This is a genomic window from Curtobacterium sp. 1544, from assembly GCF_040544915.1.
GTDB classification, from domain to species: Bacteria; Actinomycetota; Actinomycetes; order Actinomycetales; family Microbacteriaceae; genus Curtobacterium; species Curtobacterium pusillum_C.
Genome location: NZ_JBEPKX010000029.1, coordinates 35,201 through 52,663, shown reverse-complemented (window position 1 = coordinate 52,663; position 17,463 = coordinate 35,201). Strand labels below are relative to the sequence as shown.

19 protein-coding genes and 5 tRNA genes are annotated in these 17,463 nt (G+C 71.8%); 12 read left to right on the top strand and 12 right to left on the bottom strand.

Annotated elements, in window-relative coordinates:
* Positions 1-165 precede the first annotated feature (165 nt).
* The 8 genes from ABIC61_RS15055 to ABIC61_RS15020 form a co-directional block, all read right to left on the bottom strand.
* The gene (locus ABIC61_RS15055) at positions 166-663 is read right to left on the bottom strand and encodes a Dps family protein (protein ID WP_354030570.1); all 498 of its coding nucleotides are present in this window, start codon (positions 661-663) and stop codon (positions 166-168) included.
* A 129-nt stretch (positions 664-792) separates the two neighbouring features.
* Positions 793-1,206 carry an SIP domain-containing protein gene (locus ABIC61_RS15050; RefSeq protein WP_079236002.1) on the bottom strand — a complete coding sequence of 138 codons (414 nt, stop codon included), beginning with the start codon at positions 1,204-1,206 and terminating at the stop codon, positions 793-795.
* A 29-nt stretch (positions 1,207-1,235) separates the two neighbouring features.
* Positions 1,236-1,889 (bottom strand): TetR/AcrR family transcriptional regulator, encoded by a 654-nt coding sequence (locus ABIC61_RS15045; protein WP_354030569.1) that lies wholly within the window; start codon positions 1,887-1,889, stop codon positions 1,236-1,238.
* The gene (locus ABIC61_RS15040) at positions 1,886-3,925 is read right to left on the bottom strand and encodes a CocE/NonD family hydrolase (protein ID WP_354030568.1); all 2,040 of its coding nucleotides are present in this window, start codon (positions 3,923-3,925) and stop codon (positions 1,886-1,888) included. Before ABIC61_RS15040 ends, ABIC61_RS15045 begins: the two co-directional genes overlap by 4 nt.
* Entirely contained in the window at positions 3,922-5,658 is a 1,737-nt protein-coding gene (locus ABIC61_RS15035; RefSeq protein ID WP_354030567.1) for a dipeptide ABC transporter ATP-binding protein, read from the bottom strand. The genes ABIC61_RS15040 and ABIC61_RS15035 overlap by 4 nt, the downstream gene beginning before the upstream one ends.
* Complete coding sequence (locus tag ABIC61_RS15030) at positions 5,655-6,533, bottom strand: ABC transporter permease (RefSeq protein WP_354030566.1); 879 nt, start codon at positions 6,531-6,533, stop codon at positions 5,655-5,657. Before ABIC61_RS15030 ends, ABIC61_RS15035 begins: the two co-directional genes overlap by 4 nt.
* A complete protein-coding gene (locus ABIC61_RS15025) occupies positions 6,530-7,543 on the bottom strand; it encodes an ABC transporter permease (RefSeq protein ID WP_354030565.1) in 1,014 nt (337 codons plus the stop codon). The genes ABIC61_RS15030 and ABIC61_RS15025 overlap by 4 nt, the downstream gene beginning before the upstream one ends.
* Positions 7,540-9,141 (bottom strand): ABC transporter substrate-binding protein, encoded by a 1,602-nt coding sequence (locus tag ABIC61_RS15020; RefSeq protein ID WP_354030564.1) that lies wholly within the window; start codon positions 9,139-9,141, stop codon positions 7,540-7,542. Before ABIC61_RS15020 ends, ABIC61_RS15025 begins: the two co-directional genes overlap by 4 nt.
* 224 nt (positions 9,142-9,365) lie before the next feature.
* Here ABIC61_RS15020 and ABIC61_RS15015 point away from each other — a divergent pair, with 224 nt between their 5' ends.
* Genes ABIC61_RS15015 through ABIC61_RS15005 form a run of 3 tightly spaced genes read left to right on the top strand, consistent with a single transcriptional unit; the run spans position 9,366 to position 11,001 of the window.
* Complete coding sequence (locus tag ABIC61_RS15015) at positions 9,366-9,959, top strand: molybdopterin-dependent oxidoreductase (protein WP_144749955.1); 594 nt, start codon at positions 9,366-9,368, stop codon at positions 9,957-9,959.
* Positions 9,956-10,741, top strand: a complete 786-nt coding sequence (locus tag ABIC61_RS15010) for an FAD-binding oxidoreductase (RefSeq protein WP_354030563.1) — start codon at positions 9,956-9,958, stop codon at positions 10,739-10,741. The genes ABIC61_RS15015 and ABIC61_RS15010 overlap by 4 nt, the downstream gene beginning before the upstream one ends.
* Positions 10,741-11,001, top strand: coding sequence for a DUF6510 family protein (locus ABIC61_RS15005; protein WP_354030562.1), 261 nt, complete (start codon positions 10,741-10,743; stop codon positions 10,999-11,001). Before ABIC61_RS15010 ends, ABIC61_RS15005 begins: the two co-directional genes overlap by 1 nt.
* Before the next feature lie 271 nt (positions 11,002-11,272).
* Here ABIC61_RS15005 and ABIC61_RS15000 read toward each other — a convergent pair.
* A tRNA-Gly gene (locus ABIC61_RS15000) sits at positions 11,273-11,344 on the bottom strand.
* A 42-nt stretch (positions 11,345-11,386) separates the two neighbouring features.
* Between ABIC61_RS15000 and ABIC61_RS14995 the strand changes: the two genes are divergently transcribed.
* The 8 genes from ABIC61_RS14995 (at position 11,387) to ABIC61_RS14960 (ending at position 16,563) form a co-directional block, all read left to right on the top strand.
* The gene (locus ABIC61_RS14995; protein ID WP_144749960.1) at positions 11,387-11,602 is read left to right on the top strand and encodes a hypothetical protein; all 216 of its coding nucleotides are present in this window, start codon (positions 11,387-11,389) and stop codon (positions 11,600-11,602) included.
* Entirely contained in the window at positions 11,599-12,057 is a 459-nt protein-coding gene (locus ABIC61_RS14990; protein WP_354030561.1) for a DinB family protein, read from the top strand. Before ABIC61_RS14995 ends, ABIC61_RS14990 begins: the two co-directional genes overlap by 4 nt.
* A 112-nt stretch (positions 12,058-12,169) precedes the next feature.
* A complete protein-coding gene (locus ABIC61_RS14985) occupies positions 12,170-12,622 on the top strand; it encodes a hypothetical protein (protein WP_354030560.1) in 453 nt (150 codons plus the stop codon).
* A 34-nt stretch (positions 12,623-12,656) separates the two neighbouring features.
* Positions 12,657-13,355: a GAF and ANTAR domain-containing protein gene (locus ABIC61_RS14980; protein ID WP_144749966.1), complete on the top strand. Its 699-nt coding sequence runs from the start codon at positions 12,657-12,659 to the stop codon at positions 13,353-13,355.
* A gap of 12 nt (positions 13,356-13,367) precedes the next feature.
* Positions 13,368-14,081, top strand: a complete 714-nt coding sequence (locus ABIC61_RS14975; protein WP_354030559.1) for an ANTAR domain-containing protein — start codon at positions 13,368-13,370, stop codon at positions 14,079-14,081.
* Positions 14,082-14,181: 100 nt separating this feature from the next.
* The gene (locus ABIC61_RS14970) at positions 14,182-15,273 is read left to right on the top strand and encodes a fatty acid desaturase family protein (RefSeq protein WP_354030558.1); all 1,092 of its coding nucleotides are present in this window, start codon (positions 14,182-14,184) and stop codon (positions 15,271-15,273) included.
* 29 nt (positions 15,274-15,302) lie between these two features.
* Complete coding sequence (locus ABIC61_RS14965) at positions 15,303-16,211, top strand: phosphotransferase family protein (RefSeq protein WP_354030557.1); 909 nt, start codon at positions 15,303-15,305, stop codon at positions 16,209-16,211.
* A gap of 109 nt (positions 16,212-16,320) precedes the next feature.
* Positions 16,321-16,563 carry a hypothetical protein gene (locus ABIC61_RS14960; RefSeq protein WP_354030556.1) on the top strand — a complete coding sequence of 81 codons (243 nt, stop codon included), beginning with the start codon at positions 16,321-16,323 and terminating at the stop codon, positions 16,561-16,563.
* A 171-nt stretch (positions 16,564-16,734) separates the two neighbouring features.
* On the opposite strand, the gene ABIC61_RS14955 is transcribed toward ABIC61_RS14960, so the two are convergent.
* The 3 genes from ABIC61_RS14955 to ABIC61_RS14945 form a co-directional block, all read right to left on the bottom strand.
* Positions 16,735-16,809 (bottom strand) — tRNA-Val (locus ABIC61_RS14955).
* Between the two features lie 24 nt (positions 16,810-16,833).
* Positions 16,834-16,907 (bottom strand) — tRNA-Cys (locus ABIC61_RS14950).
* An 82-nt stretch (positions 16,908-16,989) separates the two neighbouring features.
* A tRNA-Gly gene (locus ABIC61_RS14945) sits at positions 16,990-17,061 on the bottom strand.
* A gap of 250 nt (positions 17,062-17,311) precedes the next feature.
* Between ABIC61_RS14945 and ABIC61_RS14940 the strand changes: the two genes are divergently transcribed.
* Positions 17,312-17,384 (top strand) — tRNA-Val (locus ABIC61_RS14940).
* The last annotated feature ends 79 nt before the right edge of the window (positions 17,385-17,463 follow it).

Here is a 17,463-nt window from a genome sequence, read left to right as displayed (position 1 = left end):
CCCTGGCCCCCCCCCCCACATGTCCCGCGCGCGGCACCCCCAAACCCCCCCCCCCCCCCCACCCGCGGCCCCCCCCCGCCCCCCCGCCCCCCGCCCCCCCCCCCCCCGGCGGGGGGGGGGGGGGCCCCCGGCCCCCCCCGCCTCCCGTCCGGTTCTCGGTCGCGTCTACGCGGCCAGGTGCGCCTGCAGGAACCAGCGGTCCTTGGTCAGGCCGCGCTCGATCTCGATGACGACGTCCTGGCTGTTGAGGTCGACCTCGTCGAGCCCCTCGACGGCGCGGCGGACCTGCAGCAGCGCGGCGTCGATCTCGGCGATGACCTCGGTGATGGTCACGTCGGAGTTCTGGAAGCCCTGGGACAGCGGCGGGACCGTGGTGTTCGCGGCGACGGTGGCGATGCGGGAGTCGACCGGCAGGCCGAGGGCGACGATGCGCTCCGCGGCGAGGTCGGCCCACTCCTGGGCGTGCTCGACGATGGTGTCGAGGAGCTCGTGCACGCCGACGAAGTTGCGGCCACGGACGTGCCAGTGCGCCTGCTTGCCGTTGACGACGAGCGCCTCGAGGTCGATCACGACGGGGGTGAGGAACTGCGCCACCCCAGCGGCGAGCTCCGGCGTCGTCGAGAACGGGGACGTGGTGGGCGTGGTGCTGGTGGTGTTGGTCATGTCGTTTCCTCCTGCCTCGTGGCTACACCGGGCCGCTGGGCCTGTCCTGTCCAGTGGCGTGCAACCGATGGTGACAACAGTGCCCGCTTCTTTTGTATGCCGCAAGGAAGCGGAGGCTGACCTAACCTGTCAGCCGACGAGCGTGTCGAACCCCGCGTCGGCGAGTTCGATCTGCACGACCGACCGCGCGCGCTCGACCCAGGGGCTGTCCGCGCATCCGATCCAGACGCTCGTGCGCGGCTCGCAGTCGGCGACGCACCACTCGGCGGCCCACCCGGTCACGGCGTGCGCGAGGGCCTCGCCGTGGTCGGCGAAGACGAGGGGTGCCACCGCCGAGGTACGGGCGCTCCGCAGCAGCCACGTCACCGTCACGCGCGGGGGCGCCGGCAGGGTGCGGACCTGCTCGGCGAGGGCTGCCTCGACGAAGACCTGGCCGTAGGCGTTCTCGGGCAGGTCCTCGAGCATGCGGGTCATCTCGGGGAGGTCGTCGACGCCGCCGGCGATGAGGATGCGTTCGCTGGGCTGTCGCCGGGTCCGTGCCATGCCCCAACGGTAAGGCAAGCCTTACCTCATCACAAGGGTTCAGGGCCGCTTCCACCGATACCCGCAGCTGACACCCCGAGTTCGTGCGACAGGAACGTCCACATCCACCGGAGCGCCACCGCGTTCGTCAGGTCCGGCACGCCCTGGGCGATCTGCGTCGCGACGCCGTCGCTGTACGCCGCGAGCTTGAGCGCGACGACCTCGGGCGCCTCCGCCGGCACGAACACGCCGGACGCGGTGCCGCGGCGGACGACCCGGACCAGGCAGGCTTCCCACACGCGGATGCGCTCGGCGTACTCGGCCGCGACCTCGGGCCGCCGCACGACCGCGGTCCAGTAGTCCGACCAGATCCGCCAGTGCTGCCGGACCTGCTCGGTGTCGCCGAACAGCGGCTCGACGAGCATCCGGAGGCCCGCCACCGGGTCGGGCTCGGCGTCGACCGCGGCGACGATCGCCCCGTAGAAGCGCTCGGTCTCGAGCACGACGACCTCGTTGAGGATCTCCGCGACGCTGCCGAAGTGGTACGTCACGGTGCCGACGGAGACCCCGGCCTCCGCCGCGATGTCCCGCAGCCCGGTCGCGCCGACGCCGTTCCGGACGATCACGGCCCGCGCTGCCTCGACGATCATCGCGCGGCGGACCTCGGGACGCTGCCGGACCCTGGCCGGCCCCGTGCTGCTCACGCCGAGGTCCTCGGGACGTCGTCGGCGAAGGTGTGCTCGGTGACGAGCACCTCGTCGGCGTCTGCCCCACCGTCCCGGGCCCAGGCGCGGACGGTGTTCCGGACGTGGAAGGCTTCGGCGTCGGCGGTGACCTCGGACGACGTCTCGAGCCGTGCTGCCCACTCGGGCTTCGCCAGCCCGATCGCCCAGCGCGACGTGGCCACGGCGGACCCCGGGTCGTCCGAACGGATGCGGTAGGTCTCGCGGGCGTCCTCGCTGAACACGAGGCCGTCCGGGTACACCCGTCCGCCGCCGTACCCGGGGTCGACGTCGAGCGTCCACTCCCCCGTCTCGACGTCGTGGCTGACGGTGCGCTGCGGCAGCACCTCGGTCGGCGCGACCCGTTCGATCGCGAGCGGCTCGGAGCGTTCCGGCTGCTCGAACCGCACGCCGTCGTCGGTGCTCCGCGTCCACACCGGGAGCTCGACGTGCGAGCCGGCCGGGTCGATCGTCACGGTCGGCGCGACGCCGTGCGGCCAGACCCACGGCCAGTACGACGTCGACACGGCGATCCGGAGTCGGTGTCCGGCGGTGAACCGGTGCCCGGTCGACACGAGCCGCACCGCCAGCGACGCCGGGACGCCGGGTTCGAGCGGATCGTTCCGGTCCATCCCGTCCCGCTTCGCGGCGTTCAGCACGCCCCGGGTCACGAGGGTCGACGAGCCGTCCGGAGCCACGTCGCACAGGCGCACGGTCACGGTGGCCCGGGGCCGGTCGCTCGTCACGGCGAGGTGCACGAGGACGTTGCCGAGCACGTCGACCGGTTCGTCGAGCGGCAGGTCGAAGCAGACCGAGCGGCCGTCCTCGGCGCGCTGGTCCGGCGGCAGGTCGGTGGCGTTGCCGAACGGGAAGAACCGGCCGGCATCGGCACCCGTGTGCTGCGGCGACCGGACGACGACCGCGCCGTCCGCTCCACCGCGCAGCTGGGCGAGCGGAACCGTGCGGGTCGTGGTGGCGGACGACGGCCAGGCCTCGGCGCCGACCCACCGACCCCGACGGGACTCGTAGTACGTCGCCGGCGGCTCGCCCTCGTTGATCCACGCCCGGAGCGCGGGTTCCTGCTCGACGCCGGTGTCGACCCCGCGCAGCCAGCGGTCCCACCAGCGGAGGGTCTCCTGCAGGAACCCGATCGAGGGCCCGGGTGCGAGCCCGCGGTCGGGGTACTGGTGCGACCACGGGCCGACGATGCCCTTGACCGGCGCGTCGACGTTCGCCACGAGCCGGAGCACGGCGTCGCGGTACGGGTCGGCCCAGCCACCGACGGCGAGGACCGCGGCGCCGATGTTCCCGTAGTCCTCGGCGGCGCTCCCGTGCCGCCAGTAGTCGTCGCGCTCCTGGTGCGCGAGCCACACCGGCGTCATCGGGCGGTTCGACTCCAGCCGCTCGCGCCACCGCGCGACCCAGTCCGTGCCGACGACCTCGGGCCGCGGTGGCCGCGAGTTGAACGCGAACATCGTCGCGCCCCACGCCGCCATGTCGATGCCGAGCACCGCACCGCCGACGTAGTGCACGTCGTTGTCGTACCGGTCGTCCGTCGAGCACACCGTCACGATCGCCTTGAGCGCGGCGGGCGCCCGGGCGGCGAGCTGCAGCGCGTTGAAGCCGCCCCACGAGATGCCGAACATGCCGACGGCGCCCGTCGACCACTCCTGGTCGGCGAGCCAGGCGATCACGGCCTCGCCGTCGCGGAGTTCCTGCTCGCTGTACTCGTCGTCGAAGAAGCCGTCGGACGATCCGGTGCCGCGGATGTCCACCCGGACGGACGCGTACCCGTGCGCGGCGTACCAGGGGTGGCGCTCGGAGTCGCGGGGCGCGGTCCAGTCGTCGAGCCGGTAGGGCAGGTACTCGAGCAGGACCGGCACGGGCCCGTCGGGTGCCGTCGGCGACCAGATCCGGGTGTGCAGCCGGACGCCGTCCGGCATCGGGATCCACTCGTCGCGGACGGTCACACCGTCGGGGAGCACCGGGTCCTCCCCGAGCGCGGTGAAGCCGGTCATGCGTCCTCCCAGTTCCGGGTCAGGTGTCCGTCGCCGCGGTCGGTCCAACCGTCGGCGTGCCGCCAGCGCGGGACCCCGTCGCCGACGTCGGGCAGCTCGGTGCTGCCCGGTTCGAGCGTCGCCGCGAGCAACGTGGTCGTGTACGGGTGGTTCGGGCCGCCGAACACCCGCTCGGTCGGGCCGATCTCGACGATCCGGCCGCCGGTCATCACGGCGACGCGGTCCGCCACGCCGCGCACGACGGCGAGGTCGTGGCTGATGAACAGGCAGCTGAGCCCGCGCGACCGCTGCAGGTCGGCGAGCAGCGCGAGGATCCCCTCCTGCACCTGCACGTCGAGCGCGGTGGTGATCTCGTCGGCGATGACCAGGCGCGGCTCGGCGGCCAGCGCGCGGGCGATGCCGACGCGCTGCCGCTGCCCGCCGGACAGCTGCGCCGGCAGCCGGTCCGCGAACTCCGGCCCGAGGCCGACCTGGGTGAGCAGTTCGCCGACCCGCTCCCGCGACGAGGAACCGGTGAACAGCTTGAGCGGCCGGGCGATCGCCGCGCCGACGGTCCGACGCGGGTTCAGTGAGGTGTCGGCGTTCTGGAACACGAGCTGCACCGCACGGCGGAGCTCCGGGGACCGCCCGGCGATCGGCTCGCGCAGGTCGCCGCTCACCGTGCCGTCGTCGAACGAGAACGTGCCCGACTCGGCCGGCACCAGGCCGGCCAGGGCCGTCGCGAGCGTCGACTTCCCGCTGCCGGACTCCCCCACGACGGCGAGCGTCTCGCGCGGTGCGATCGTGAAGGAGACGCCGTCCACGGCGGCCGGCAGGCCGCGTCCGTAGCGGATCACCAGGTCGTCGGCGGTCACCACGGGACGGACGAGCGGGTCGGGAGGCACGGTGCCGGTCGATCTGGAGGGGACCGTCTGCGAGACGGTCGCCTTCTCGGGCAGGCGATCCGTTCCTCCCGGCCGTCGCCCGTCCGGCACTGCGGCCAGCAGGGCGCGCGTGTACTCGTGCTGCGGGGCGGCGAAGAGCGCCGCCGTGGCGGCGTGCTCGACGACCTCGCCGTCCCGCATCACGGCGATCTCGTCCGCCATCGCCGACACGACGCCGAGGTCGTGGCTGACGAGGAGGACGGCCATGCCGAGCTCGCGACCGAGGTCGGCGATGAGGTCGAGGACCGCCGCCTGCGTGACGACGTCGAGGGCGGTGGTGGGTTCGTCGAGGACGAGCACGCGCGGCCGGGCCGCCACGGCCATCGCGATCGCGACGCGCTGCTGCTGGCCGCCGGAGAGCTGGTGCGGGTAGCGGCGGACGATCGTCTCCGGTGCCGGCAGCCGCACGAGCCGGACGAGCTCGAGCACGCGCTCGGGGCCGTCGGGCTCGCGGTGGGCACGGAGGGCCTCGCGGATCTGCTCGCCGACGCGCATCGACGGGGTGAGGGCCTGCCCGGCGTTCTGCGCGACGACGCTCGCCGTGCCGCCACGGAGCGCACGGCGGCCGGACGGCGACAGCGCGAACACGTCCTCGCCGTCGACGTGCACCGTGCCGCGCTCGATCGTGGACCCGGTGCGGAGGTGCGCGAGGAGCGTGCGGGCAACGGTGGACTTGCCGCTGCCGGACTCCCCGACGAGGCCGAGGGTGCGGCCCGCCTCGATGGCGAACGAGACGCCGCGGACCACCGGCACCGACCGCTTGCCGGCGGTGTACGAGATCGCGAGGCGGTCGACCTGGACGACGCTCATGCGCTGACTCCCTTCGTCGCGCGGTCGACACCGAGCGACTTGCTCAGCCCGTCGGCCGCGAGGTTGAGGCCGACCACCAGGGTCGCCAGCGCCACGATCGGCGCGAGCGTGCCGAGCGGGACGACCGTGAGGGCGGTCCGGTTCTCCTGGACCATCAGGCCCCAGTCCGGTGTCGGCGGGTTCGCGCCGAAGCCGAGGAAGGACAGCGACGCCACGAGCAGCACGATCCACGACGCCCGCATCGCGTACTCGACGAGCACGACGTCGAGGACGTTCGGCAGGATCTCCCGGAACACGATCGACATCGACCGCTCGCCGCGGGCCCGGGCGGCCGTGACGTAGTCCTGCGTGATGACGGTCCTGGCGGCGCCACGGACCACCCGGGTGACCGCCGGCGCGTAGACCACCGTGACCGCGAGCACGATCACCCAGAGCCCGGCGTCGAACACCGTGACGACGACGAGCAGTGCCAGGATCGACGGCACGCTCAGGAGCGCGTCCACGATCCGCATGACGACCTCGTCGAACCAGTTGTCGGCGTACGCCGTGACGCAGCCGAGGACGGTCCCGACCGCGACCGCGATGGTCGTCGCGAGGAAGGTCACGAGCAGTGCGTACCGCCCGCCGTTGAGCGTGCGGGACAGGATGTCGCGGCCGTACTGGTCCGTGCCGAGCCAGTGCGTCCACTCCGGACCGGCGAGCACGTTCGACGAGTCGGTCGCGACGGGGTCGTGGCCGGCGATGACCGGGGCGAGGACGGCGAGCACGAGGTGGATCGCGATCAGGCCGAGGCCGATGCTCAGCGCGGTCGAGCTGCGCAGCGGGGCGACGGCTGCGCCGATGACGTTCCGGGAACGCGGTGCGATGGCGGTCATGCTGCTGCCTTCCGGGCGGAGCGCGTGCTGCGCGTGCGGGTCCGGGTGCGCGTCCGGCGCTGTCGCGTGCGCAGCTTCGGGTCGAGGACCAGGGCGACGAGGTCCGCCGCGAGGTTGCACACGACGTAGATGAGGGCACTGAGGAGCGCGATCGCCTCGATCGTCGGCAGGTCCCGGTTGAAGACGGACTCGAGCATGAGCTTGCCCATCCCCGGGTAGTTGAAGACGTTCTCGACGACGACCACACCACCGAGCAGCCAGGCCACGTTGAGCGCGACCACGTTGAGCGTCGGCAGCAGGGCGCTCGGCACCGCGTGCTTCCACACCACCCGGCGCATCGTCAGGCCCTTGAGCTCCGCGGTGGTCACGAACTCGGAGGCCATCACGTCGATCGTCGACGACCGGGCGGTCCGGACGATGTAGGCGGCCATCGCCAGGGTCAGCACGATGATCGGCAGCCAGATCGTCGGCAACAGCTCCCCGACCGTGGCGTCGCTGCCGCGCAGGACGACGGCGGGGAACAGCGGCAGCCCGATCGCGAAGAGCAGCACGAGCACGGTCGCGACCATGAACTCGGGCACGCTCATCACGATGAGGCTGACGATCGAGATCACCCGGTCGGACGCACGGCCGCGGCGGACACCGGCGACGACCCCGAGGGTGAGCGACAGCGTGACGCCGACCACCATCGCGGGGATCGCGATGAGCATGCTGTTCCGGAACGCCGTGAACAGCGTCGGGGCGACGGGTTCGCCGCTCACGAGCGAGGTGCCGAAGTCGCCGTGCACCGCACCGGCGAGCCACTGCAGGTAGCGCAACCAGACGTCCTGGTCGAGGCCGAGCGACTCCCGGAGCTGCTTGACCGCGTCGGGTGTGGCGTTCTGCCCGAGGAGCTGCTGCGCGACGTCGCCGGGCAGCGCCTGCACGGCGAGGAACACGAACAGCGAGGCGAGCACCACCGTGAGCACGGCGATGCCGAGTCGGCGGAGGACGGGGACGAGGACGTTCATCGGCGCAGTCCGATCCGGAGGTAGTCGAACTCGAAGCCGTACTCCGAGTAGTTCACGACGTCGCGGGACAGCCCGACCAGGCGGTCGCCGAACATCGGGGTCATGTCCGCGCCGTCCTCGACGACGAGTCGCTGGGCGTCCTGGTAGAGCGTCAGGCGCTTCGCGTCGTCCATCTCGGCACGGGCGTCGTCGAGGAGCCGGTCGAACCGCTCGTTCGACCAGGCGCTCTCGTTGTAGGACGAGCCGGAGCGGAAGATCTGGTTGAGCAGCTGGTCGATCGGGCGGCCCGTGAACCAGTAGCTCACCATGAGCGGCTTCTGCATCCAGATCTGCGTGTAGTACGAGTCGGAGCTGGCGTTCTTCACGGTCAGGCGGACGCCCGCGTCGGCGACGGCGTCCCGGTAGGCGACCGCCATCGGGGTGAACACCGACTCGTAGCTCGACGTGTAGATCGAGGTCCGGAACCCCTCGGCACCGGCGGCCTTGAGCAGTGCCTTCGCCTTGTCCGGGTCGTACTCCCGGTGGTCGTCCACGAACGCGGCGAGCTGCGGCGGGACGGGGTTGTCCCAGCCGGCCGACCCGGTGCCCTGCAGTGCGGTGTCGACGATCGTGCGGGGGTCGTACGCGAGCTTCATGGCCTGCCGCACCCGCGGGTCGCGGAACTCGTCCGAAGTCGCGAGCATCGGGATCGTGTACCACTGCGCGTTCTTCGAGCGGGCGATCGTCGCACGGTCCGAGGCCGCGACGACCCGGGCGGTCGCGAAGTCGAGGTTCGTCTGCGAGATGAGGTCGATCTGCCCGGCGAGCAGCGCGTTCACCCGGGCCGTCGTGTCCTGGATCGAGTAGAAGTCGATGCCGTCGAGCGCGGGGCGTCCGGCGAAGTGGTCGTCGAACGCCTCGACGCTGCCGGCGCCGGCCGGGGTGAACGACGACAGCCGGAAGGGACCCGTCCCGATGCCCGTCCGGCCGATGTCGGCGATCGCACCGGCGGGCACGATGTAGCACTGGTAGGCGGTGAGCAGCGACGGGAACTCGGCGTTCGGCTTCGTGAGCGCGAATCTGAGCGTGTACGGGTCGACCGCGGACATCGACTCCGCGTCCATGACCTCGCCGAGCACCCCGGCCTGCGGGCTGCCGGTCTTCTCGTCGAGGATGTGCCGGATGCTGGCGATGGCGTCGTCGGCGCTGAAGCGGGAGCCGTCGTGGAACCGGACACCGCGGCGGAGGCGGAAGGTCCACTCGGTGCCGTCGGTGTTCGCGGACCACTCCTCGGCGAGGTCTGGGACCGTCTGCCCCTGCTGGTCGAGCTTCACGAGCCGGTTGTAGAGCGCGCCGAGGTACTCGTACGCCGACAGCGAGCTGGCGGAGTCGAGGGTCTCGGCTGCCGAGGCCGCCGGACGCGCGATCCGGAGCCGACCGCCGTTGCGGGCCGTGCCGGTGGCAGCGGCCTCGGGCAGCGACGTCGTACCGGCCGAGGCGCCGGAGCTGCACCCGGTCAGGGTGAGCAGGCCGAGGCCGGCGAGTCCGGCGGCGCCGGTCAGGAGCGCTCGACGGCTCGGGCCGCGGGCATTCCGGGGTTCGGGGACGATGGGTTGCATTCGGGGTGACCCCTCCTGGTAATCGTTCCGGTGAACGATAGAGGGGATCGGGCCGGGTCCCAAGTCCTGTGACGTGCCCGCCCGACCGCCGATCCGCCGTCGATCCGCGCCCGTCCGCGGAAGCGCCGTCCTCCGTCGGCGATCCGAACGTTTACCAAGCCGTTACACGAGCGCGCCCCGGGCGGAGCAGGATCGGACCACCGGCACGCGAGCGAGGAGCACCAATGGCGACGTTCACGAGGGGTTTCGGCGGTCGACGCCACGAACGGGACGACTCCCGGATCCCGCCCGGGCAGACGCTCGTGCAGGACTGGCCGGTCCTGTCCGCCGGGGCGACCCCCGAGATCGAACCAGCGGAGTGGAGCTTCTCGATCCGAACCGAGTCCGGGCTGCACACGTGGTCCTGGGACGAGGTGCAGGCCCTCGGGGTGGAGGACGTCACCGTCGACATCCACTGCGTCACGCACTGGACGAAGCTCGACATGCCGTGGCGCGGTGTCCCGCTCGACCGTCTGTTCGCCGACGTCGAGACCTCGCTCGACTACTGCATGGTGCACAGCTTCGGCGGCTACACCACGAACGTCCCGCTCGACGAGCTGCTCGACGGGCAGTCCTGGATCGCGTTCGAGGCCGACGGCGCCCCACTCGAACCCGAGCACGGCGGACCGGCCCGCCTGCTCGTGCCGCACCTGTACTTCTGGAAGAGCGCCAAGTGGGTCCGCGGGATCGTCATGCAGTCCGACGACGAGCCCGGCTTCTGGGAGAACGCGGGCTACAACCTGCACGGCGATCCGTGGAAGGAGGAGCGGTACTGGTGACGCTCCCCGACACCGGCCTGGAGGCACGGATCACCCCGCCCGCGTCGGCTGCGGCCCGCAGGCGGCCGGCCTGGCACGCCGCGACGGTCGCCGCCGTCTCCCCCGAGACCCCGAACGCGCGCCGCATCGTCCTCGACGTCCCGACGTGGCCCGGCAACGACCCCGGGCAGCACCTCGACCTGCGGCTCACCGCGGAGGACGGCTACCAGGCGTCCCGCTCCTACTCGATCGCGTCGTCCGGCGACCCGACGTCGGTGGTGCTCGCCGTCGACCGGGTCGACGACGGGGAGGTCTCGCCGTTCCTGGTCGACGCCGTCGAGGTCGGCGACGCGCTCGAGGTGCACGGTCCGCTCGGTGGCTGGTTCGTCTGGCGCCCGGGCGTGTCGGACCGTCCGGTGCAGCTCGTGGCGGGCGGCTCGGGGATCGTCCCGCTCGCCGCGATCGCCGGAGCCCACGCCGAGGCCGGAGACCCCGCTCCGTTCCGACTCCTCTACGCGGTGCGGACGCCGGAGCACGTGTTCTTCCGCGAGGAGCTCAGCCGCGCCGAGGCAGCCGGCGTCGACACCACGATCGTGTACAGCCGCCGGGCGCCCGACGGTGCGGCGGCCCCGGCGGGACGACTCACGCGAGACGCCCTCGCCGCAGCGGTGTTCCCGCCCGACACCGGCGCCCTCGTGTACGTGTGCGGGTCGACGCCGTTCGTCGAGCAGGTCCTGCGGTGGCTCGGCGAACTCGGACACGACACCACCGACATCCGCGCCGAACGGTTCGGGGGCAGCTGATGTCTACCGTCGTCGACGGGAACGCGCTGGCCGGGGTCCTCGCGGAGTTCCTCGGCCCCGAAGCCACCGGCGCCCTCCTCCGGTGCGCCGGGTGCGGTTCCACGGGCCTCCTCGCCCGGACCCGCGTCCACACGAGCCCGATGGGGTCCGTCGCACGGTGCCGGGACTGCGACACGGTCCTCGTCACGGTGGTCGACGGCCCGGACCGCCGTTGGGTGGGGTTCCCCGGTACGCGGGCCGCGAGCACGTCGATCGACTGAGCACAAGAGCTCCACCCGATCCGTGCGAGAAGTGTGCGGGAAACCGCACGGCTCCCCCGCCGCCCCATCCGACGGGGCCGCCGCTCCGGATGCTCTGTCGGGACGCGCGGACCACCCATCCGCAGCACCCGAGGGCACGGTGGCCCTGCGTTCGACGAGCGCGGGAACCCGAATCCTGCGCTCGTCGGCCGCCCCACCGGCCGCGATGCCCGTCGCGGTACGACGAAGGCCCCGGTCGTCTCCGACCGGGGCCTTCGCCTTGCTTCTTCCGAGCGGATGACGAGATTCGAACTCGCGACCCTCACCTTGGCAAGGTGATGCGCTACCACTGCGCCACATCCGCGTACGGAAGAACTCTACCAGGCCACGGGAGTTCGATCGGACCATGAGCTACGTACACGACAACCCGGGCGGGTCCGAGGCGCACGGCGCAGACCTCGTCGACGGTGACGAGCCGGCGGTGCGGATCCTCGTGCACGGGGACCTGCCGACGACGATCGAGCACGAGGGTCGCACGTGGCTCGCCTCCGGCGAGAGCCACGACGACGGCGACGACCAGGCGCCGCCGATCGCGGTCTACCGGCCGGTCGACGCGGGATGACCAGCGCGGTCGAGGACGTCGTGGGCCTCCTGGAGCACGCGACCACGCGCCTCCAGGACCGCATGGCGGGACTCACGGACGACGAGTGGAACTGGCAACCCGTCCTCGGGGACGGACTGGTGACCATCCGCTGGCGGCTCGACCACGTCGCGGCGGCGCTCGGCGAGGAGCGGAACCGGAGCTGGCTCGGCGCCGATGCATCCGGCGCCCCGACCGTCGGTGCGGCCACCGGAGCGGACGCTGCGGTCACTGCCGTCGCGGACGCGAGTGCGGCGTTCGCCGGCCTGGCACGCGGCCTCGGGACGACGGCGGTCGACCCGCTGGGGTCGGTGGCCGGGCCGTACGCGGACGACTCGAGACTGTCCCTCGTGCTGCACGTGGTCGACGAACTCGTGCACCACGCCGCCGAGGCAGCCCTCCTCCGCGACCTGTACGCCGCGACGCGATCGGCGTGATCGCGAGACTGTGAGCGCTCACATCGCGTGGCCCCACACTGGCGCCACGGTGTCACCAGGGTGTGCCCGCGGAATCCCTCGGCCGCCCTGGGGAACCGCCGAGGGAGACCCCATGACCAACACATCCGAGGCGGCCACCGTGCCCCTGGCACTCACGAGCGTGGTGGCCTCCGGGCTCCCCAGCGACCTCGGCACCCCGCAGGCCGCGAAGTTCTACGACGTCCCCGCCGTCTTCAACCGGCGCCCGGACGCCGCCGAGACGACCGGGATCCGCGGCGCCGACGGACACGCCCAGCTCGCAGCGGCCGGCTACCCCGACGTCTCGCTCGACGTGCAGGACCGTCGGCTCGTCATCGGCCACACGAACCTCGACCAGCTCGAACGCGGACTGTCGGGCGCCATCGCGACGATCGTCGACACGATCAGCCGTGCCTCCCTGCTCGAGAAGGAGGTCGCACGGGACGCCGCCCGGGCCGACTTCGACGACCGCACCGCCCGTGCCCAGGACGTGACACGTGCCGCCTCGCGGATCCACTTCGTCCCGCAGGCCACGTCGGTGCGCTAGCGTCGGGAGCCACCCCTCAGGAACGGTGCTCCCGATGACGGAATTCACTGCGGCTGCATCGTCGATGCAGGCCGCGCCGGACGGCACGGACATGTGTCCCCCGTTCCTCGCGACCCTGCCGGTGACGGGTGTCGGGATCTCGACGCTCGGCGATCCGCTCGGTTCCGCGACGGTCTGCGCGAGCGACGCCCTCGCCGAACGCGTCGACGAGATCCAGATCGACCTCGGCGAGGGGCCCTGCTGGGAGGCCCTCACCACCCGCTCCCCCGTGCTCGAGGCCGATCTCGCCACCACGACCGGGGCACGCTGGCCCGCTGCGCTCGACGAACTCCTGCGTGCCGGGGTCGGTGCCGTGTTCTCGTTCCCGATGCGGATCGGGACGATCCCGGTCGGTGCAGTCGACCTCACCGTGGACGAGGAGCGCTTCCTGACCGCCGGCCAGGTGCGCGGCGCCGTGCAGCTGACGGAGGTCGCCGCACGCCGGGTCCTCCGTGACGCCCTCCTCGCCGCCGCCGCCGATGGGCGCGCGGACATGGAAACGGGACGATACTCCAGACGAGAGGTGCACCAGGCGACGGGCATGGCCGCGGCGCAGCTCGGACTGAGCGTGCAGGACGCCCTGCTCGTCCTGCAGGCACACGCCTACGCCACCGAACGCACCGTCCGCGACGTCGCCGCGGACCTCATCGCACGCCGACTCGACCTCGCCCGGCCGTACGGTTCCGAGACCTAGGGAGCACGCACCATGGCACCGACACGCGAGCAGCGGCTCGTCGACACCTTCGTCGCCCTGACCGACACCCTCGTCGACGACTACGACGTCGTGGACCTCCTGCAGAACCTCGTGGACGGCGTCGTCGAGATCTTCGACGCCTCCGCAGCGGGCATCCTCCTCGTCAACCAGGCGCAGGAGCTCGAGGTCCTCGCTTCGACGAGCGAGCGCTCGAGCTTCCTCGGGCTGCTGCAGCTCGACGCCGGCGAGGGCCCGTGCGTGGAGTGCTTCGCCACCGGGCGACCGGTGTCCGTGCGCGACCACGCCGAGATGGAGCGGCGCTGGCCGACGTTCGCCGCCGCGTCAGCCGAGTCCGGGTACGCCTCCGTCCACTCGATCCCGATGCGGCTCCGGGAGACCACCCTCGGGTCGCTCAACCTGTTCCGGGAGACCGAGGGGGCGCTCAACCGCGAGGACGCCCTGGCCGCCCAGGCGCTCACCGACGTCGCGACGATCAGCATCCTGCAGCAGCGGACGCTCGAGCACGCGAACCTCGCGCAGCAGCAGCTCCAGCGGGCGCTCGACAGCCGCGTCGTCATCGAACAGGCGAAGGGCTTCGTCGCGCACACGCACCACGTCGACATGGAAGAGGCCTTCGCCATGCTCCGCGGGTACGCCCGATCGCACCAGGAACTCCTCGCCGACGTCGCCCGCGCCGTCGTCGAGCGCCGCCTCGTCCTTCCCTGAGCGGCGACCCCACCGGGCCCCGAGCGCGCGCGTACGCTCGGGTGCACCACGTAGCCCCGGTCCCCGGTTGCAGCGCCACAGCTCGACCCAGGAGGACACCATGCGCGAGGTCACCACGACACCGGACGGCTACCGGAAGACCACACCGCGCGGCGACCGGGTCGACACCACCTCGACCTACTCAGCACTGCTCGTGCGGGTTCGGACCGCCGGGCTGCTCGGCCGCCGGACCGGCTGGTACTGGGGACTCGTCGGGGTCCTCACCGCGATGCTCGCCGTCACCGGCGGAGCGTTCGCCCTGCTCGGCGGCTCCTGGTGGCAGCTCGTCGTGGCCGGCGTGCTCGGGCTCCTGTTCACCCAGTTCGCGTTCCTGTCGCACGAGGCAGCGCACCGGCAGGTGTTCGCGTCCCACGACTGGAACGACCGTGCCGCCCGCTACGTCGGGACCTTCCTGACCGGCATCAGCTACGCGTGGTGGATGAACAAGCACACCCGGCACCACGCCAACCCGAACACGGTGGGCAAGGACCCCGACATCTCCTTCGACGCGATCTCGTTCCGGCCGGAGGACGCCGCGCGTCGCACCGGGTTCCTCCGGGTCCTCGTGCGGGTGCAGGGCTACGCGTTCTTCCCGATGCTCCTGGTCGAGGGGGTCAACCTGCACTGGCAGTCGATCCGGACCTACACGAGCCGGGGCACAGTCAGGCACCGCTGGGCGGAGGGCTCGGTCTTCGTCGGCCGGTTCGTGCTCTACGTCGGCGCGGTGTTCTGGCTGCTGCCGCTGGGGATCGCGTTCGCGTTCCTCGGGGTGCAGCTGGCGGTGTTCGGGTTCTGCATGGGGATCGCGTTCGCGCCGAACCACAAGGGCATGCCGATCATCGAACCCGGGCAGCGGGTGGACTTCTTCTCCCGCCAGGTGCTCACGTCCCGCGACATCAGCGGCGGCCGGTGGGTCGAGTTCTTCATGGGCGGACTCAACCACCAGGTCGAGCACCACCTGTTCCCGAGCATGGCCCGGCCGAACCTCCGGGCGGCACGCGTCCTCGTCCGGCAGTACTGCACGGAGCAGGGAGTCCCGTACACCGAGACGAACCTCGTGCACTCGTACGCGATCGTCGTCCGCTACCTCAACGAGGTCGGACTCGCCGCCGCCGACCCGTTCGCCTGCCCGATGGTCGAACGCTTCCGCTGACACCGGGGTGGACGCGCCACGATGGTCGCGTGGACGACGACGTGCGGGTTCGGATCGCGCTCGACGCCGTGCTGCAGGAGCTCGGCGCGTCCCGGTCCGACGTCGAGCCGCTGACCGGTGGCTCCGTCAACCACACGGTCCGGGTCCGTCGCGCGACCGGCGGCGACGTCGTCGTCCGGATCCCGGTCGATCCCCTCCGCGAGGACGAGTTCCCGGTCGAGGCCTGGGCGACCGCAGCGGCCGAACGGGTCGGCATCGCGGTCGCGCGGGTGCTCCGACACGGACACCACGACGGCACACCGTTCGTGGTGTCCGAGTACGTCGAACCGGACTCACGACCGATCACGGATCCCTGGCGGCGGCTCGGTGCAGCGGCGCGCACGATCGGCACGATCGCGCTCGACGGGGCGCCCGCGTCCCTGTACTCGCGTTGCGGGAACGACCCGACCACGGCGTGGCGGGCGCACGTCGCGTACAACGTGCGATCGCTCGACGGGGACGACCCGCTCCTCCAGGCCGGTGCGTACACGTCGGCGTCTGCGCTGCGTGCGGCGTTCCGACCGCTCGGCGTCCGCGCGTTCGAGCACGGTCTCGCACACGGCGACCTCGCGCCGCGGAACCTGCTCTCACGCGGACCCGACGCGGCGCCCGTCGTGATCGACTGGGGTGCTGCCGAGGTCGGCCCGACGCCGTGGACGGATGCACGACGGGTGTTCGCTTGGTGGCACCTGGACGGCGAGGTGTCCGAGCAGGAGTTCGGCGCGTTCGCCGCGGCGGCAGGACTCGGCGAGCCGGAGGACCTGCGCACGCTGCGGGCGATGACCGCGCTGCACCTCGTCGACGTCACCCGGTGGGCACGCCAGCGGCGGCCGGACCAGTACCGGGCGTACGTCGCGGCGTGCCGGCGCGGGCTCCGGCGGCTCGGGCTCTCCGACTGACGCCTGCGCGAGCCGCGGCGGCTACCAGCCGCGACGGGCTACCGTTCAAGTAGGTGACCCCAGCCCATGGCCGCCGGCACGATCTCATCGTCCAGCGACCGGAAGCACCATGACCTCCCTCTCCAGCACCACCCACCCCGAGACCGAAGCGGTCCGGTGGGTCGCGCTCGACGACCGGACCTGGCAGGGACGGTGCGGGGTGGACGTGATCGGCACGGTGACCTTCGGGTCGCGGTACGTCGTCCACCTGGTCGACGACGACATGACCGGGTTCCACACGAGCCTGGAGAGTGCGAAGGCGCAGCTCGAGGCCTGGGTCCGCTGGCAGTCCGGGCCGCCGAGCGAGGTCTGAGGCGGGCGCGGCCGGTCATCCGGTGCGCGATCGATTGAGCAGAAGACGTCGAGTCGCCGCCGCTCACTCGACGATTTCCGCTCACTGAACGTGCACGCGGCGCACCGGTGACGACCCCGGGTACGACGAAAGCCCCCGGCGGGACCTGTGGTCCTGCCGGGGGCTTTCTGGTGGTGGGCGATACTGGGATCGAACCAGTGACCTCTTCCGTGTCAGGGAAGCGCGCTACCGCTGCGCCAATCGCCCAGAAGTCTCCGCCGAAACGAAGTCTGGAGGTGGGGACGGGATTCGAACCCGCGTGGACGGCTTTGCAGGCCGCTGCCTAGCCTCTCGGCCACCCCACCATCGAGGTTCACGTCTCCGTGAGTACCCGAACGGTGGGATACCCTCTGGTGAGTCGTGGCCCTCCGAGGAGAACCACACTCGAGCGGATGACGAGATTCGAACTCGCGACCCTCACCTTGGCAAGGTGATGCGCTACCACTGCGCCACATCCGCATTTGTCCGACCCGCTGTCGCGGCGACGACGTAAACTCTATACGAACCAGGTGGCTTCCACCAAAATCCTTCTCGTTCACCGGGCGTGTCCCCCGTGTTCATGCGGATCGGAGCGGTTCCGCAGGGTGCGCCACCCCTCGCACCGTGCGACGGCGCCGCACACTCGAACCGTGCGCCACACCCGGGACGCGCGCCGTGTTCGGCAGAGCCCGCGGCATCCGCTAGTATCGATCCGCACGAACAGTGCAGGGGGCGATTGGCGCAGTTGGTAGCGCGCTTCGTTCACACCGAAGAGGTCATCAGTTCGAGTCTGGTATCGCCCACAAGCAAGAACACCAACGACAAGAGCCCGGCGCAACCGCGTCGGGCTCTTGTCATCTCGACAGCCAGACCGGCACACCG

What these genes read in the sequence shown, in the direction of transcription:
- ABIC61_RS15055 (WP_354030570.1), bottom strand. Translation starts at nt 663, where the DNA reads ATGACCAACACCACCAGCACCACGCCCACCACGTCCCCGTTCTCGACG.
- ABIC61_RS15050 (WP_079236002.1), bottom strand. Translation starts at nt 1,206, where the DNA reads ATGGCACGGACCCGGCGACAGCCCAGCGAACGCATCCTCATCGCCGGC.
- ABIC61_RS15040 (WP_354030568.1), bottom strand. Translation starts at nt 3,925, where the DNA reads ATGACCGGCTTCACCGCGCTCGGGGAGGACCCGGTGCTCCCCGACGGT.
- ABIC61_RS15035 (WP_354030567.1), bottom strand. Translation starts at nt 5,658, where the DNA reads ATGAGCGTCGTCCAGGTCGACCGCCTCGCGATCTCGTACACCGCCGGC.
- ABIC61_RS15030 (WP_354030566.1), bottom strand. Translation starts at nt 6,533, where the DNA reads ATGACCGCCATCGCACCGCGTTCCCGGAACGTCATCGGCGCAGCCGTC.
- ABIC61_RS15025 (WP_354030565.1), bottom strand. Translation starts at nt 7,543, where the DNA reads ATGAACGTCCTCGTCCCCGTCCTCCGCCGACTCGGCATCGCCGTGCTC.
- ABIC61_RS15020 (WP_354030564.1), bottom strand. Translation starts at nt 9,141, where the DNA reads ATGCAACCCATCGTCCCCGAACCCCGGAATGCCCGCGGCCCGAGCCGT.
- ABIC61_RS15015 (WP_144749955.1), top strand. Translation starts at nt 9,366, where the DNA reads ATGGCGACGTTCACGAGGGGTTTCGGCGGTCGACGCCACGAACGGGAC.
- ABIC61_RS15005 (WP_354030562.1), top strand. Translation starts at nt 10,741, where the DNA reads ATGTCTACCGTCGTCGACGGGAACGCGCTGGCCGGGGTCCTCGCGGAG.
- ABIC61_RS14995 (WP_144749960.1), top strand. Translation starts at nt 11,387, where the DNA reads ATGAGCTACGTACACGACAACCCGGGCGGGTCCGAGGCGCACGGCGCA.
- ABIC61_RS14990 (WP_354030561.1), top strand. Translation starts at nt 11,599, where the DNA reads ATGACCAGCGCGGTCGAGGACGTCGTGGGCCTCCTGGAGCACGCGACC.
- ABIC61_RS14985 (WP_354030560.1), top strand. Translation starts at nt 12,170, where the DNA reads ATGACCAACACATCCGAGGCGGCCACCGTGCCCCTGGCACTCACGAGC.
- ABIC61_RS14980 (WP_144749966.1), top strand. Translation starts at nt 12,657, where the DNA reads ATGACGGAATTCACTGCGGCTGCATCGTCGATGCAGGCCGCGCCGGAC.
- ABIC61_RS14975 (WP_354030559.1), top strand. Translation starts at nt 13,368, where the DNA reads ATGGCACCGACACGCGAGCAGCGGCTCGTCGACACCTTCGTCGCCCTG.
- ABIC61_RS14970 (WP_354030558.1), top strand. Translation starts at nt 14,182, where the DNA reads ATGCGCGAGGTCACCACGACACCGGACGGCTACCGGAAGACCACACCG.
- ABIC61_RS14960 (WP_354030556.1), top strand. Translation starts at nt 16,321, where the DNA reads ATGACCTCCCTCTCCAGCACCACCCACCCCGAGACCGAAGCGGTCCGG.